The 15418-nt window shown below is 74.6% G+C and carries 14 protein-coding genes; 5 read left to right on the top strand and 9 right to left on the bottom strand.

Annotated features, from left to right (window positions below):
• Positions 1 to 2: 2 nt before the first annotated feature.
• The 4 genes from HL054_RS06990 to HL054_RS06975 form a co-directional block, all read right to left on the bottom strand.
• Entirely contained in the window at positions 3 to 1271 is a 1269-nt protein-coding gene (locus HL054_RS06990; RefSeq protein WP_369138145.1) for an ABC transporter substrate-binding protein, read from the bottom strand.
• The gene (locus HL054_RS06985; protein ID WP_369138144.1) at positions 1268 to 2443 is read right to left on the bottom strand and encodes a branched-chain amino acid ABC transporter permease; all 1176 of its coding nucleotides are present in this window, start codon (positions 2441 to 2443) and stop codon (positions 1268 to 1270) included. The genes HL054_RS06990 and HL054_RS06985 overlap by 4 nt, the downstream gene beginning before the upstream one ends.
• The gene (locus HL054_RS06980) at positions 2436 to 3329 is read right to left on the bottom strand and encodes a branched-chain amino acid ABC transporter permease (RefSeq protein WP_369138143.1); all 894 of its coding nucleotides are present in this window, start codon (positions 3327 to 3329) and stop codon (positions 2436 to 2438) included. Before HL054_RS06980 ends, HL054_RS06985 begins: the two co-directional genes overlap by 8 nt.
• 73 nt (positions 3330 to 3402) lie before the next feature.
• A complete protein-coding gene (locus tag HL054_RS06975; protein WP_369138142.1) occupies positions 3403 to 4968 on the bottom strand; it encodes an ATP-binding cassette domain-containing protein in 1566 nt (521 codons plus the stop codon).
• 161 nt (positions 4969 to 5129) lie between these two features.
• Here HL054_RS06975 and HL054_RS06970 point away from each other — a divergent pair, with 161 nt between their 5' ends.
• A complete protein-coding gene (locus HL054_RS06970) occupies positions 5130 to 6020 on the top strand; it encodes a PaaX family transcriptional regulator C-terminal domain-containing protein (protein ID WP_369138141.1) in 891 nt (296 codons plus the stop codon).
• A gap of 87 nt (positions 6021 to 6107) precedes the next feature.
• Here HL054_RS06970 and HL054_RS06965 read toward each other — a convergent pair whose 3' ends face one another.
• A complete protein-coding gene (locus tag HL054_RS06965) occupies positions 6108 to 6536 on the bottom strand; it encodes a MarR family winged helix-turn-helix transcriptional regulator (RefSeq protein ID WP_369138140.1) in 429 nt (142 codons plus the stop codon).
• Between the two features lie 79 nt (positions 6537 to 6615).
• Here HL054_RS06965 and HL054_RS06960 point away from each other — a divergent pair, with 79 nt between their 5' ends.
• The 4 genes from HL054_RS06960 to HL054_RS06945 are packed head-to-tail and all read left to right on the top strand — an operon-like array spanning position 6616 to position 10407.
• Entirely contained in the window at positions 6616 to 7527 is a 912-nt protein-coding gene (locus HL054_RS06960; RefSeq protein ID WP_369138139.1) for an SDR family oxidoreductase, read from the top strand.
• A 17-nt stretch (positions 7528 to 7544) separates the two neighbouring features.
• A complete protein-coding gene (locus HL054_RS06955; protein WP_369139074.1) occupies positions 7545 to 8408 on the top strand; it encodes an amidohydrolase family protein in 864 nt (287 codons plus the stop codon).
• Positions 8405 to 9949 (top strand): acyl-CoA synthetase, encoded by a 1545-nt coding sequence (locus HL054_RS06950; protein ID WP_369138137.1) that lies wholly within the window; start codon positions 8405 to 8407, stop codon positions 9947 to 9949. The genes HL054_RS06955 and HL054_RS06950 overlap by 4 nt, the downstream gene beginning before the upstream one ends.
• Positions 9946 to 10407: a MaoC family dehydratase gene (locus HL054_RS06945; protein WP_369138136.1), complete on the top strand. Its 462-nt coding sequence runs from the start codon at positions 9946 to 9948 to the stop codon at positions 10405 to 10407. The genes HL054_RS06950 and HL054_RS06945 overlap by 4 nt, the downstream gene beginning before the upstream one ends.
• A gap of 10 nt (positions 10408 to 10417) precedes the next feature.
• Here HL054_RS06945 and HL054_RS06940 read toward each other — a convergent pair whose 3' ends face one another.
• From HL054_RS06940 to HL054_RS06925, 4 genes are all read right to left on the bottom strand, one after another.
• A complete protein-coding gene (locus HL054_RS06940; RefSeq protein ID WP_369138135.1) occupies positions 10418 to 11737 on the bottom strand; it encodes a PP2C family protein-serine/threonine phosphatase in 1320 nt (439 codons plus the stop codon).
• A 231-nt stretch (positions 11738 to 11968) separates the two neighbouring features.
• Positions 11969 to 13204 carry a zinc metallochaperone AztD gene (gene aztD, locus HL054_RS06935; RefSeq protein ID WP_369138134.1) on the bottom strand — a complete coding sequence of 412 codons (1236 nt, stop codon included), beginning with the start codon at positions 13202 to 13204 and terminating at the stop codon, positions 11969 to 11971.
• 43 nt (positions 13205 to 13247) lie between these two features.
• Positions 13248 to 14159, bottom strand: a complete 912-nt coding sequence (locus tag HL054_RS06930; protein ID WP_369138133.1) for a metal ABC transporter solute-binding protein, Zn/Mn family — start codon at positions 14157 to 14159, stop codon at positions 13248 to 13250.
• Positions 14156 to 15397 (bottom strand): hypothetical protein, encoded by a 1242-nt coding sequence (locus HL054_RS06925; RefSeq protein ID WP_369138132.1) that lies wholly within the window; start codon positions 15395 to 15397, stop codon positions 14156 to 14158. The genes HL054_RS06930 and HL054_RS06925 overlap by 4 nt, the downstream gene beginning before the upstream one ends.
• Between the last annotated feature and the right edge of the window lie 21 nt (positions 15398 to 15418).

Genomic DNA, 15418 nt, shown 5'->3' with positions numbered 1-15418 from the left:
GCTCAGCCGCCGTAGGAGAAGGACTCCGCACTGGGGCCGCTGAGCTCCTCCAGCAGCGCGAGACCGGCCGGCGCGGCCGCGTCCACCTTGGACAGGTAGACCGTCGTCGTCGGCGACTGGCCGACCTCGGAGTAGTCCAGGCCGTCGGGGAGCACGCCCTCGGTGTCGACCGACGTGCTGTCCCGCAGCGCGGCGACGACGCCCTCGGGGGTGAGGTCGCCGGACTCGCACGCCCCGTCCAGCGCCTGCTTGAGCAGCTCGGCCTGCACGTAGGCCAGCGGCACCTCCCAGCCGAGCGCACCGTCGGGGTCGGCGGCGGCGTAGAGCTCGTTGGCGGCCTGCACCCCGGGGGCGTCCGAGGCGTAGGGGGCGACGCTGGTGATGCTGTAGGCGTTGGCCAGCAGCGCGTCGGCCGCGGGCGTGGTCAGCAGCGAGGGGTTGAACGTGGGGTTCATCCCGATCAGCGGGACGTCGGCGCCCTGGGTGGCCAGCACCCCGGCCAGCGAGGCGAGCTGGGTGGGTGCGGCGCCCAGCACCACGCCGGCCACGCCCTCCTGGGCCAGCGCGGAGGCCTGCGCCGAGAGGTCCGTCGTCGCCGAGGTGATCTCCTGGGCGACGATCTCCAGGCCGCGCTCCTCGGCGGCGTGCTCGGCGCCCAGCAGCACGTCCGCGCCGTAGTCCCCGGCGAAGTAGACGACGCCGACCTTGGCGCCCTCGGCCACCCCCAGTTCGTCGACCAGGTAGTCGATCGCGTTGGCCGCCTCGATGGCGTAGGAGGCACCCGGGAGCTGGTTGTTCTCGTACTGCAGCGCCGAGCCGGTCCACCCCACGCCGCCGACGTAGACGTCGTCCTGCTCCGCCAGCGGCAGCACGGCGGCGCTGGTCGGGCCGCCGAGGACCTGCTGGAGGGCGATGACGTCGGGCGCCATGCTGCGGTAGAGGGTCACCGCGCGCTGCGGGTCGTAGCCGTGGTCCTGCACGTCCACGACGACGTCCCGGTCGCAGACCCCACCGTCGGCGTTGACCTGCTCCCAGTAGGCCTGCGTCTCGGTGACCTGGACGGCGGCACCGGCCGCGAAGGGACCGGACAGGTCGGTCAGCATGCCGACGGTGATCTCGCTGTCGGTGACGCCGTTGCCGGTCTCCACCTCGCCCGAGCCGGAGTCCGCGGAGCCGCCGGCGTCGCTGGGGTCGGTCGTGCTGCAGGCCGCCAGGGCCAGCGCGGTGACGGCCGCCAGCGACAGGGCGCGGGCACGGGGCAGGTGCTTCATCGGGTGGTCTCCTTCGACCGTGCGGGGCTGACCGCGGCCGGGTGGCCGCCGTCATCGGTGCTGAGGGGGTCGCGCGGGGAGGGACCCGCCGGCGGCGCGGCGGACGTGCGCGAGGTCCGCTGCCGGAGCCGGCGGGCGGCGCCGGTCAGGCCGCCGCGGAGGAACAGCAGGACGGCGATGATCGCCAGCCCGTAGACCAGCCGGGACGCCGTCGAGGGGTCCAGCCCCCCGGACCCGGGCGCGGCCAGGAAGGGCAGCGAGGAGCTGTACTCGGCCAGCACCAGCGGCAGCGCGGTGACGAACAGCGCGCCGACCACCGCGCCGCCCACCGAGCCGAGGCCGCCGAGCACGATCATCACCAGGAAGTCGACCGACGCGGTGAGGCTGAAGACGTCCGGGGCCACCCGCCCGTAGGCCAGCGCGAGCATCGCCCCGGCGACCCCGGCGTAGGCCGAGGAGACGACGAACACCGACGCCTTGGCCCGGGCGACCCCGATCCCCATCGCCGCGGCGGCGGTCTCGGAGTCCCGGACGTTGGCCCAGGCCCGGCCGGTCCGCCCGGACCGCAGGTTGCCGGCCAGCCAGCAGGCCACCAGGGCCAGCACGAGGAAGAGGTACCAGAGCCGGTGCAGGCCCTCGAACTCCACGCCTCCGACGGCGAGGTAGTCCGGGTCGGAGTTGCTGAAGCTGAACCCGCCGAGGGCGAAGGCCTCCACCGATCGGCCGGTGAAGCCGCCGGTCCACTGGTCCAGGTTGACCAGCAGGTGCCGGACGACGAAGACCAGGCCCAGCGTGGCGAGCCCCAGGTAGATGCCGCGAAGCCGGCCGGCCACCGGGGAGAACGCCGCCCCGACCAGCGCGCTGACCACCGCGGCGAGGACGAGCCCGGCCACCGGGGGCAGCCCGGCCCCGCCGACCGTGGCCGTCGACTCGCCGGTGGACCAGGCGTAGACGTACGCGCCGATCGCGGCGAACGCCGCGTGCCCCAGGGACAGCTGCCCGGCGACGCCGACCAGCAGGGTGAGCCCGACCGCGCCGATGGCGGTCGCCATCACGAACAGGCCGGTCTGCAGCCAGAAGTCCGACAGCACGAGGGGCAGCGCGAGGGCGATCAGCACGAGCAGGAGGCCGGCGGCCCGGCTCGGCCACCGGGAGCCAGGGAGCTCAGACACGGACGGCCTCCTTGCTGCCCAGCAGACCCGAGGGCCGCACGAGCAGGACGACGATCATGACCACGTAGGGCGCGACCTCGCCGAAGCCGGTGCCGACGAACCGCTCGAGGTCGCTCTCGTAGCCGGTGACCAGGGCGCTGGTGAGCCCGATGACCAGTCCGCCGACGACGGCGCCGGGCACGGAGTCGAAACCACCCAGCACCCACGCGGGGATGGCCGCGAACGCGCTGAGGGCGACGGTCGGGGCGACGCCGGGGGCGGGGAACGAGGTGAGGAAGACGCCGGCGACGGCGGCCAGCACCCCCGCCAGCGCCCAGCCGGTCGCCGCGGTGCGGGTGAGCCGGATGCCCATGAGGGAGGCGGTCGGCCCGTCGGCGGCCGCGGCCCGCATGCCCACGCCGAGGTCGGTGCGGGAGAAGAGGTACCAGAGCGCGGCGAAGGCCACCACGGTCACACCGGCGGCGATGACCCGGCCGGTGGGCAGCGAGACGTCGCCGAACCGGACCACCGAGGCGCCCCAGGGGGCACCGAGGGTGAGCACCTGGTTGCCGATCCGCCGGGTGAGCTCGGTGAGCAGCACGATGTCGACGCCGAGCATGAGGATCGCGGCGGTGCCGGCGTTCTGGTCGGCCAGGTGGCGGACCAGCAGGGTGTTGATGAGCACGCCGACCAGCGCCGCCCCCGCCATCGCGACCAGCACCGCGGGCCAGAAGCCGATGCTGTCGTGCAGCACCGCGACGAGGTAGGCGCCCAGCAGGACCACCGCGCCGTGCGCGAAGTTGAGCACGCCTGTGGAGGTGAAGACGATGGCGAAGCCCGCGGCGATCAGGCTCAGCACGAGTCCGAAGGACAGGCCGTTGAGGACCTGCTCGAGGAAGTAGCTCATGCCCTGTCCCCCGCTCCCTGCTCGTTCCGCTCCTCGCTCGCAGAGCTCGCTGCGATGCTCGCTCGCACGTCGCTCATGCCGCAGCCGCCCCCAGGTAGGCGCGGACGACCTCGGGGTCCCGCTGGACCTCCGCGGGGGTGCCCTCGGCGATCTTCCTGCCGAAGTCGAGCACGGTGACCTGCTCGGCCAGGCCCATGACGAAGGGCATGTCGTGCTCCACCAGCACGATCGACAGACCCAGGTCGCGGCGCACCTGGCGGATGGTCTCGGCCATCTCCTGGGACTCCCCGTGGGTCATCCCGGCGACCGGCTCGTCGAGCAGCAGCAGCGACGGGCGGGCGGCCAGCGCCCGGCCCAGCTCCACCCGCTTGCGGTCGCCGTAGGCCAGCGTGTGCACCGGCGTGCGCAGCAGGTGCGCGATGCCGAGCAGCTCGGCGATGCCGGCGACGGTCGCCCGGTGCTCGCGCTCCTCGCGGCGCACCCGCGGCGTCCGCCAGGCCCCCGCCACCACCCCGGCGCGCATCAGCCGGTGCCGGCCGACCAGCAGGTTGTCCTCGACGGTGTCCTCGAGGGCGAGGGAGATGTTCTGGAAGGTGCGGGCCACGCCGAGACCGGCCACCCGGTGCGCCGGCAGCGCGGTGAGCTCCTCGGCCCCGTAGTGGACGGTGCCCTCGGTCGCCCGGTACGCACCGCCCAGGACGTTGACCAGGGTCGACTTCCCGGCGCCGTTCGGCCCGATCAGGGCGTGCACGGTGCCCGGCTCCACGGTGAAGCTGACGTCGGACAGGGCGGTGATGCCGCCGAAGCGGACGGTCAGGCCCTCGACCCGGAGCTGCTGCGGCGGCTCGGCGGTCGGGATCTCCGGCTCGGCGACGACGACCGGCTGGGTGGCCACGACCGGGACGGCGACGCCGAGGTAGCGCTCCTGCACCTCGTCGCTGGCCGCCAGCTCGGCGGCGGAGCCGGCGGCGGTGACCCGGCCGACCTCGAGCACGGAGGCGGCGTCGGCGACCCGCAACCCCATCACCGCGTTCTGCTCGATCAGCAGCACCGCGGTGCCCTGCCGGTTGATCTCGGTGACGATCTCGCCGATCTGGTCGACCAGCAGCGGCGCCAGCCCCAGCGAGGGCTCGTCGAGCAGCAGCAGCCGGGGCGACGTCATCAGCGCCCGGCCCATGGCGAGCATCTGCTGCTGGCCGCCCGACAGCAGCCCGCCGAGCTGGGCGCGCCGCTCGGCCAGGATCGGGAAGAGGTCGAACACCCGGTCCCGCGCCTGCGCCCTGGCCCTGGCGTCGCGCACGGTGTAGCCGCCGGCGCGCAGGTTCTCCTCGACGGTCAGGTCGCGGAAGATCCGTCGTCCCTCGGGCACCTGCACCAGCCCGCGGCGGACCACCGCCGCGGTGTCGAGCCCGGCGAGGTCCTCCCCCGCGAACCGGACGGTGCCACCGGTGACCGCACCGCCGTAGGGGCCCAGCGCCCGGGAGACCGCGCGCAGCAGCGAGGTCTTCCCCGCGCCGTTCGACCCCAGCACCGCCACCACCTGCCCCTCGTCAACGGTGAGCGAGACGTCGGTCAGGGCGGAGATCGTGCCGTCGTAGACGACGTCGAGGTGCTCGACGGACAACAGCGGTGGGGACATCGACGTCCTTCCAGGGCGGCACCAGGACGCTCCAGCGCGGCGCAGTGTGGCCGGAGTCACCAGAAAGCTAGAGAGGATCTCGACGTGCGTCAAGCTGCTGTCTAACGTCACGTCCACGTCTCGGCGGCCGTGCTGAGATCGACACCGGACCGAGGAGGGACATGAGCGCGCTGGCGGCCGAGCTGGTCGACCCCGACCACGAGCCCGAACACGAGCCCGACCACGAGCCCGGACACGAGCCGGGGTCGGCACGGGACGACGCACCCGTGCACCGTCCGCAGTCGCTGCTGCTCGGTTTCCTCGGCGCGGTCGTGCTGTACGACGAGCTGCCCCCGCTGCCGTCGGTGGTGCTGCTGGACCTGCTCGCCGACCTCGGGGTCACGGAGGCAGCAGCCCGGGCGACGCTCAAGCGGATGACCCAGCGGGGCCTCCTGCACCGCGGGCAGGTGGGCCGCAGCGCCGAGTACGGCCTCACCCCGTTGGCCGAGCGGGTGCTCCGCCAGGCCGACGAGCGGGTCAGCTCCCCCGCGCCCTTCACCCACCCCTCCGGCGAGTGGACGCTGCTGAGCTACTCGGTGCCGGAGAGCCGGCGGGACCTGCGGCACAAGGTGCGCTCGCGGCTCACCTGGGCCGGGTTCGGCGGCCTGCGCGACGGGCTGTGGATCGCCCCGGGCACGGTCGACGTCGCCGCGGTGCTCGCGCCGGACGACCTGTCCGAGGCGGTCGAGCTCGCCGACGCCTTCGCCGCCCGGCCGCTCCCGGGCACCGACGTCGACCGGCTCGTCCGCCGGGCCTGGGACGTGGCCGCGCTGCGCCGCGCCCACCTGCGGTTCGTCGCCGACTGGAGCGCGCCACCGCGGGTCAGGGGCTCGCTGGCGCAACGGACCCTGCTGGCCGCGGACTGGCTGGCGCTGCTGCGCGCCGACCCGGGACTGCCGGCCGGCCAGCTCGGCAGCGACCACCCGGCGGCGGCCAGCGCCGCGCTGTACGAGCGGGTGGCCACCGCGCTCCAGCCCGCCGCCCGGGCCGCGCTGCGCCGCGCTCTCCCCTGACCGCGTCGGCCCGGCCCGTCCGGCCCCCGGCCCCGCTGCAGGGCCCCGCGCCGAGCTCGCGAGGCGTGGGGGCAGCGGGGTCCTCCCTCAGCCGGCCGCGGTCCAGACCCGGGTCAGCATGTCCCGCAGCCGCTCCCGCTCGGCGTCGCCGAGCAGGGCCAGCGGCCCCTCGACGGCGGCGTCGGCCGCCTGCCTGGCCGCCTCCCGGACCCGCCGGCCCTCCGCCGTGGCCACCACCAGCCGGGTCCGCCGGTCGGCCGGCGACGGCCGCCGCTCGACCAGGCCGCGCTCGACGAGCTCGTCGACGAGCAGGACCACCTGGGAGGGGTCGAGGCCGAGCACCGTGCCGAGGTCGCGCTGCGAGGTGCCCTCCTCGGACTCGGCCGCGAGCGCCAGCACCGAGTACGGCCGGACCCGGAGCCCGTGCTCGGCCAGGGCCGCGTTGGTCGCCCGCACCACGACGCCGCTGGCCCGGGACATGAGGAAGCCGAGGTCGTCGGCGAAGCTCCACGTCATCTGACTCCCCGATCGTTGACATCCTCCACGATACGCACTTACGTTCGCCGCACCACCAGTCGCTCGCAGAGGAGAACCCGTGGACCTGACCGGCAAGGTCGCCGTCGTCACCGGATCGGGGCGCGGCCTCGGTCTCGCCTACGCCACCGAGCTGTCCCGCCGCGGCGCCGCCGTCGTGGTCAACGACGTCGACGAGGAGGTGGCCACCGCCGCGGTCGCGTCGATCACCGCAGCGGGCGGCACCGCCGTCGCCGAGGTCGTGCCGGTCGGCACCAGCGAGGCCGCCGCGGCCCTCGTCGCGCGGGCGGTGGACGAGTTCGGCCGGCTCGACGTCCTGGTCAACAACGCCGGCATCCTGCGCGACGCGACGCTGTGGAAGATGACCGACGAGCACTTCGACGCCGTGGTCACCACCCACCTGCGCGGCACGTTCACCTGCACCCGCGCCGCGGCGGTGCGGATGCGGGAGCAGGGCGAGGGCGGCCGGGTCATCTGCATCGGCTCCCCCACCGGCCAGGTCGGCAACTTCGGCCAGACCAACTACGCCGCGGCCAAGGCCGGCATCGTCGGCATGGTCCGCACCTGGGCCATGGAGCTGGCCCGGGCGCAGATCACCGTCAACGCCGTCGTCCCGGTCGCGGCCACCGCCATGACCGAGACGGTGCCGTTCGTGCAGCCCTACATCGAGATGCTGAAGGAGGGCGAGCCGCTGCCGGCGTTCGCCCGCCAGGAGCTCGGCTTCGGCACGCCCGAGGACGCCGCCGGCCTGGTCGCCTTCCTCGCCTCCGACGCCGCAGCCGGGATCACCGGCCAGGCGATCGGCATCGGCGGCGACCGGCTCGCGCTCTGGAGCCACCCCACCGAGGTCGTGGTCGAGTTCGCCGACGGCACCGGCTGGTCGGCCGACGCCATCGCCGAGGCCTGGCCGGCCCGGTTCGCCGCCGCCCAGCAGACCGTCGGCCAGCAGCTGCCGCAGGAGCCGGGCAGGTGACCGCCCCGGCTCCCGGGCTGGACCTGGACGCACTGGTCGCCATCGACGTGCACGTCCACGTGCACGCCGACCAGCACGGGCACCTCGCGCTCGACGACGAGCTCAACGCGGCCGCCGCCCAGTACTTCAAGGGCGACCCCTACGACCCGACCGTGCCCGAGATCGCCGCCGACTACCGCGGCAAGAAGATGGCCGCCGTCGTCTTCACCGTGGACGCCGAGGCCGCCACCGGGCAGCCGGCGCTGTCCAACGAGGAGATCGCCGACCTCGCCGCGCAGCACCCCGACGTGCTGATCCCGTTCGGGTCGGTCGACCCGGCCCGCGGCAAGGCGGGGGTCCGGCTGGCGCGGCGGCTGGTGGAGTCCTCCGGTGTCCGCGGCTTCAAGTTCCACCCCAGCCTGCAGGACTTCCTGCCCAACGACCGCGCCGTGTACCCGCTCTACGAAGAGCTGCAGGCCCTGGGCGTCCCGGCGCTGTTCCACACCGGCCAGACCGGCATCGGCGCCGGGCTGCCCGGTGGGCGCGGCATCAGGCTGCGCTACTCCGACCCGATGCTGCTCGACGACGTCGCCGCCGACTTCCCCGGCCTGACGATCATCATGGCCCACCCCTCCGTGCCCTGGCAGGACGCCGCCATCTCGGTGGCCACCCACAAGGCCAACGTCTACATCGACCTGTCCGGCTGGTCGCCGAAGTACTTCCCGCCGCAGCTGGTCCGGGCCACCAACGGGCTGCTGAAGCGCAAGGTGCTGTTCGGCTCGGACTACCCGCTGCTCCGCCCGGAGCGCTGGATCCGCGACTTCGACGCCCTGGAGATCAAGGACGAGGTCAAGCCGCTGGTCATGAAGGAGAACGCGATCCGGGCGCTGGGGCTGCGGTGAGGAACGCCGGCCTGGGTTCCTGGCCCGAGCGGCACCTGCGGAGCTCGCCGCACAAGCCCGCGCTGTGGTTCGAGGGCACCACGACGACGCACGGCGAGTTCGCGCTCCGCGTCCGGCGCGCCGCGTCCGCGCTGGCCGCGCTCGGCGTGCAGCGCGGCGACCGGGTCGCCTGGTTCGGGGCCAACCACCCGGCCGGCCTGGAGACCCTCTACGCCTGCGGCCAGCTCGGCGCGATCTGGGTGCCGGTCAACGCCCGGCTGACCGCGCCGGAGGCGCAGTACGTCCTCGAGCACTCCGGCGCCTCGCTGGTGGTGCACGGCCGGGAGCACGGGACGACGGCGGACGCGCTGCGCACCGCGCTGCCCGCCGTCCGGGTGTGGGTCGCGGCCGAGCCGCCGCTGTCCGGCGGCGCCGGCTCGCTGGACTGGGCCGCACTGCTCGCCGGCGCCGAGCCCGTGCAGCGCGACGAGACGGTCGCCCTCGACGACACCTGCCTCATCATGTACACCTCCGGCACCACCGGCCGGCCCAAGGGCGCGGTGCTGACCCACGGCAACATGACGTGGTCGTGCATGAGCCAGCTGCTCGGCTTCGACTTCGCCCCCGACGAGCGGACCCTCGCGCTCGCGCCGCTGTTCCACATCGGCGGGCTGAACGGGACGCTCAACCCGACCCTGCTGCGCGGCGGCTGCGGCGTGCTCGTCCGCGGGTTCGACGCGGCGGCGACCCTGGCGGTCATCGCCGAGCAGCGGGTGACCTCGTTCTTCGCCGTCCCCACCATGCTCGACGCGCTCAGCCGGCAGCCCGGCTTCCAGACCCTCGACCTGTCCGCGCTGCGCACGATCGGCGCGGCCGGGGCACCGCTCCCCCTGCCGCTCCTGCGCACCTGGCTGGACCGCGGCGTCACCGTGCAGCAGGCCTACGGGATGACCGAGTCGGCACCGGCAGGCACCTCCCTGGACAGCGCGGACGCGGTGAGCCACGTCGGGTCCGCCGGCAAGCCGCAGTTCTTCACCGACGTCCGCGTCGTCCGTCCGGACGGGACCGGGTGCGCCCCGGGCGAGGTCGGCGAGATCGTGCTGTCCGGGCCGAACATCATGGCCGGGTACTGGAACGCCCCCGAGGCGACCGCCGCCGCGATCGTCGACGGCTGGTACCACTCGGGCGACGCCGGCTCCACCGACGCCGACGGCTACCTCTACATCCGGGACCGCTACAAGGACATGATCATCTCCGGCGGGGAGAACGTGTACCCGGCCGAGGTCGAGTCGGTGATGCTCGAACTGCCCGAGGTGCAGGAGGTGGCCGTGATCGGCGTCCCCGACCCGCACTGGGGCGAGGTGGGGCTGGCGATCGTCGTCCCCGCCCCCGGGGCGCCCCGGGACGGCGACGCGCTGCGCGCCGCCCTCCGGGAGCGGCTGGCCGGGTTCAAGGTGCCCAAGCAGGTCCGCTACGTCGACGAGCTGCCCAAGACCGCCACCGGCAAGATCCGCAAACCCGACCTGCGGCAGACGTTCCGGCCGGGCCAGGAGGACACATGAGGACGACCACCACCACCATCGCCGAGCTGCCCGCGCTGGCGGGCACCGAGCTGGGCACCAGCGACTGGTTCGAGGTGACCCAGCAGCGGGTCGACACCTTCGCCGACGCGACCGGCGACCACCAGTGGATCCACGTCGACGTCGAGCGCGCCGCGGCCGAGAGCCCCTTCGGGAGCCCGATCGCGCACGGCTACCTCACGCTGGCGCTGCTGATCCCGATGTGGGCGCAGGTGCTCACCGTGACCGACCAGACCATGGGCGTGAACTACGGCCTGGGCAGGGTGCGCTTCCCCGCCCCCGTGCCGGTCGGCTCGCGGATCCGGCTGACCGCGACCCTCGCGGCGGTCGAGCAGATCGCCGGCGGGGTGCAGCTGACCATCGGCGCGGTCATCGAGCGCGAGGGCGCCGAGAAGCCGGTGTGCATCGCCGAGCCGGTGTTCCGCGCCTACGGCGGCTGACCCCGGCGCGTCAGCTGGTGATGTCGCCGGCCGGCAGGCCGCCGATGATGCCGCGAGCCAGCTCGTCGTCCCGGGGCGGGCCGCCCCACTCGACCAGCAACAGCGAGGCGTCATCGCTGGTCCGGCCGCCCCGGGCGGCCATCAGGGTGTGCGAGAGCAGCCGCACGGTCTCGGCCACGCTCAGCCGGTCGGCGCTGGTCCGCTCGACCAGCTCCCGCAGCCGGACCTCGCCGAACTGCATGCCGTCGGCCAGCCGTTCCTCGACGACGCCGTCGGTGAAGAACAGCACCCGGTCGCCCGGCGACAGCTGCACGGTCTGCACGACGGGCTCGGCGCCGCCGAAGCCGACGGGCCGGCTGATCGGTCCGGTGAGCTCCTCGACGGCCCCGCCGGGCCGGACCAGCAGGGCCGCGGGGTGGCCGGCGTTGACCCAGCTGAGCACCCCGGTCTCGGTGTCCAGCCGGCCGATCTGGGCCGTGGCGAACTTGCCGGGGTGGGTGCTGCCCAGGACGTCGTCCATGTGCACGTAGAGGTCCGGCAGCGAGGCGTCCGAGCGACGGCCGTGCCGGTAGGCGGCGACCACGACGGTGGCCATGATGGCCGCCTCGAGCCCGTGGCCCATGGCGTCGAACACGGCCAGGTGCAGCACGTGCTCGTCGAGTGCGTAGTCGAAGCTGTCCCCGCCCACGTCGTAGGCGGGCTCCAGGATGCCGGCCAGGGCGAGGTCCGGGGTGGTCATCACCAGCGGCGGCAGCGTCTGCCACTGCAGGTGGGCCGACAGGCTCATCGGCGCCGCGGTGCGCACCCGGGCGAAGGTGCCGGTGTAGAGCGACTTGGTGACGACCAGGTCGGCGGTCAGCCCGGCCAGCCGCTGGCCGAGCCGGCGGTCGTCGTCGTCCACCCCGGGCAGGGTGAAGGCGAGCACGCCGACCCGGTCGGACCCGTCGAGCATCGGCAGGTACAGCCGCACCGAGCCGTCGGGCAGCTGCTGCTCGATCCGGGCGTCCTGGGTGAAGGCGCGGCCCGGCCAGCTGCCGTCGATCGGCGCGGGCTCCCCGGTCAGGCCGGGTCCGGTCAGCGGGTTGAGCGTCCGCTGGTCGTAGTCCTGCAGCCAGATGCCCACGTCGGTGCCGCCGACCGAGCCGATCTCCTGGGCCACCAGCGGCCCCACCAGCCGGGCGGGCATGAGGTGGGCGCGGTCCAGGAGCGACCCGAGCACCCGCTCGCCGAGGCTCTCGGTGCGCGACCGCCCCTGCCGGTCGGCGAAGCCCCGGCCCGCCGGGAGGGTCTCCACCGCGACCGCGCTCTGATCAGGTCCGCCGTCCGGCACGTGCTCTCCCCCAGGTCCACCGCATCAGGGGTGACCGGTCGGCGACCCAGGAACCGGCTCGACGCCGGGGAGCACAGCGTGGCGTCCAGGGACCGGCGCGACGACGGCAGCATCCTAGCCGCCGGGGACCGCGGACCGGTGATGGTGCGCGTCCAGCCGGTGCGCGGCTGGGGCGACGCCGGCCCCGCCGGTCCGGTGGACGGGCGGGGCCGGTGGCCGGCAGCGGGTCGGTCAGCCGGTGACGACGGCCATCTCGTTCGGGGTGCCGGACAGCTCACCGGTCGCCACGACCTCGCCGGTGGCCAGGTCGACCGCGTGGACGGCGTCGGCCGCAGGCTCGGTGACGTAGGCGATGCCGTCGTGGACCTTGATCGCCGGGTGCGGGTCCTGCCACTCGGCCGGCCCCTCCCAGGCGTCGATCACCGGGTGGCTGGCGACCAGCTCACCGGTGGTCTCGTCGAGGACGTGCACCGCACCGTCCGTGCCCAGGATCACGGCCTCGTCGCCGGGGCCACGGGCCAGGTCGCGGAAGGTGTACTGGACGCCCGCGGGCAGCGGCACGACCTGCATCCGGTCGGCCGCGGTGTCGATCAGCACGATCGAGGACAGCAGCGAGCCCTCCGCGTCCGGGTCGTCGCGGTAGTCGCCGAGCGCCACGGTCGAGGACTCCGTGGTGAAGATGTTGCCGGTCCGGCCGAACTCGTCCGGGGCGTCGAGCTTGGTGAACTCCCCGTCGTAGAGCAGGACGCCGTCCTCGCAGCCGAAGACCGCCGCCTCACCGGCGACGGTGCCCTCGCCGTGCACCCCCGGGCACTCCTCGAACCGGTCGACCTCCTCGCCGGAGGGATCGAGCACCCGGACGCCGGACCGCGACTCGGAGTCCCCCAGGGTCGACAGCTTCGTGCCGTCCTCGAGCTCGATGGCGACGCCGTGGTGCGCCGCCTCGGACTCCCAGGACTCGGTCTCCGGCAGCCCGTCGGCGTCCAGCAGCGCCGCCGTCTCGAACGAGGTGATGTCGCCGGTGCCGTCGGCGAAGAGCACCGTCCGGTCCCCGTGGACGACGACGTGGCCGGCGGTGTCGGCCTCGAAGACGTCGTCGGTGAGGACCGGGTCCGCGGCGTAGGACTCGCCGCCGTCGGTCCAGACGCCGGTGTCGAGCACCTGGAAGCCCTCCTCGGTGGTGACGAGCACGTGCCGGCCGTCACCGGCCGGGTTGACCCGGAGGAAGCCGTCCATCGGCAGGTCGCCGACCACCTCGAGGGTGTCGGCGTCGAGCACGAGCACGCCGCCGTCGTAGGTGACGGCGATGCGCGGCTGGGCCGCGGAGACGGTCTCCGCGGAGGGCGACGCGGCGTCGGTGCCGGGGTCGGCGGACGCGGAGGAGTCGGAGGAGCACCCGGTCACGAGGAGCGTGGCGACCCCGAGGCCGACCACCCCCACCGGGAAGGAGGAACGAGTTCTGGTCATGCCGCCCACCCTATCGTGAATGATTCTCATTACTAGCAGTGGGTCAGCGGAGACCGGCCACGATGTCCTCGGTGTTGCTCCGCATCATCGCGAGGTAGGTCTCCGCCCCCTCGCCGGGCGCGCTCAGCGACTCGGTGAACAGCGGGGTCACCGCGACGTCCACGGCGGCCTGCTCGGCGAGCACCTGCGCGAGCCGGTCGGGCTGGGCGGAGTCGACGAAGATCGTCGACACCCCCGCGTCGCGGATGCTGGTCGCGAGCTCGTCCAGGTCGCGGGCGCTGGGGGCGGCCAGCGTGGTCCCGCTGGGGATCACCGCGCCGACGACGGTGTAGCCGAAGCGGTCGGCGAGGTAGCCGAAGACGTGGTGGTTGGTCACCAGGTTGCGGCGTTCCACCGGCACCTGCGACAGCTGCTCGGCCATCCAGCCGTCCAGCTCGGTCAGCTGCTCCCGGTAGGCCGCGACGTCGGCGGCCAGCACGTCGGCGTCCACGCCGTCGAGGTGCTCGGCCAGCGCGTCTCCCAGCGCATCGGTCACCGCCAGCATCCGGGCGGGGTCGGTCCAGAAGTGCGGGTCGACACCGGAGGCGTCGTCGCTGACCCACTCGAGCACCGGCACCGCCTCGCCGGCCTCGACGACCGGCACGCCGTCGTCGCGGGCCGCCTCGACCTGCGCGGCCAGCCCCTCCTCCAGACCGAGCCCGTTGGCCACCAGGAGGTCGGCCTCCCGCATCCGCGCGGCCTCCTGGGCCGAGACCTCGAAGGAGTGCGGGTCGGAGCCGGTCGGCATCAGGGTCACCACCTCGGCCTGCGCGCCGACCAGCTCCCCCACGACGTCGCCCAGGACGTCGGTGGTCACCACCACGAGCGGACGGTCCGCGGCGGCGTCGCCGCCGCACCCGGCCAGCGCACCGGTGGCGACGACGGCGGCGGCGAGCGTCCGCAGCACCCGGCTCATCGACCGGTCTCCGCGAGGAACGCCGGCGCCACGACCGTCTCCAGCGACCGGGCGACCCGGGCGCCGTCGACGTAGTCGATCTCGTGCACCACGCCCGCCGAGGCGACGTTGACGTACGCCCGGTCGGCGTCCACCTCGACCGTCGCCGTCGCCAGGTCCTCCGCGCTGCCCACCAGCACGTCCGTCGTGGCCACCACGCCGACGTCCGGTTCGATCACCACCACCCGGCCGGTGGCGTCCAGCGCGACCACCCGGTCCCGGTCGTCGTCCACGGCGACCGCCCGCAGCAGCGGGGTGGGGGTCTCGACCAGCTGCCACTCGGCCGCCCGGGTGTCCAGCAGCCAGACGCCGCGGTCGCCGGCGGGCGCGGCGAGGCCGGGGCGGCCGGGGCGCTGCGCGAACACCGCCGCCCGGTCGCCGTCCGCCACCGCCGTGGGGTACGGGATCGACTCGAACGTGACTGCGCCGTCGGCCTCGGTCGCCAGGACCGCGCCGTCGGCGCAGGAGACGACGACGCCGACCCGGGTCGCGGCTCCCCCGCGCACCCCCGGGCACGCCGCCCCCTCGCCGCCCGCGGGCTCACCCGCGGCGTCCAGCACGCGGACCCGGTCGCCGTCGGTGCCGACCAGCCCGTCGCCCAGCGGCAGCAGCACCCCGTCGTGCGGCTCGGCGCCGACCGTGGCCGTCTGCTCGAGGTCACCACGGCCCAGCGCCTCGCGGTCGAGCACGACGCCGCCGCCGGTGGTGGGCGAGAACAGCGCGGTCACCCGCTCCGAGGACCCGACCCGGACCTCCCCGGCCCAGTCCAGGGTGCCCACCACCCGGGGCTCGGCCCGGTAATAGTGCGTGTGGTCGCCGTGGTCGACCGTCCAGGAGCCGGTGTCGACCACGGTCAGCTGCCCGGCCGGCTCGGAGGAGACGAACAGGAACCGGCCGTCGCTGGCGACCGACCCGGCCGGGCCGACCGCGCCGAGGTCGGTCGTCTCCCCGGTGAGCAGGTCGAGGGCGTGGGCGGCGCCGGACGCGTCCAGGTAGCCGAGCTGGAGCTGCGGCTCGGTCAGCTCCGCAGCGCCGGCGACGTAGCCGTGCGGGGTCGCGGGACCGGCTGCCGGCGTGCTGCCGGAAGCCGCCTCACCGGCGCAGCCGGTGGTGAGCAGGACGAGGCCGACCGCCGAGGCGAGGGCGGGTCGTCGTCGGTCCGCCCGGCGGGGTCGCCGGGCGTGGGTGGAGCGGGTCACGTCGTCTCCTGGGATGGGGTG

Source organism: Modestobacter versicolor (genome assembly GCF_041028285.1).
Classification (GTDB): domain Bacteria; phylum Actinomycetota; class Actinomycetes; order Mycobacteriales; family Geodermatophilaceae; genus Modestobacter; species Modestobacter versicolor_A.
Note: the sequence above shows the minus strand (reverse complement) of the source record. Positions and strands in the feature narration are given on the sequence as shown.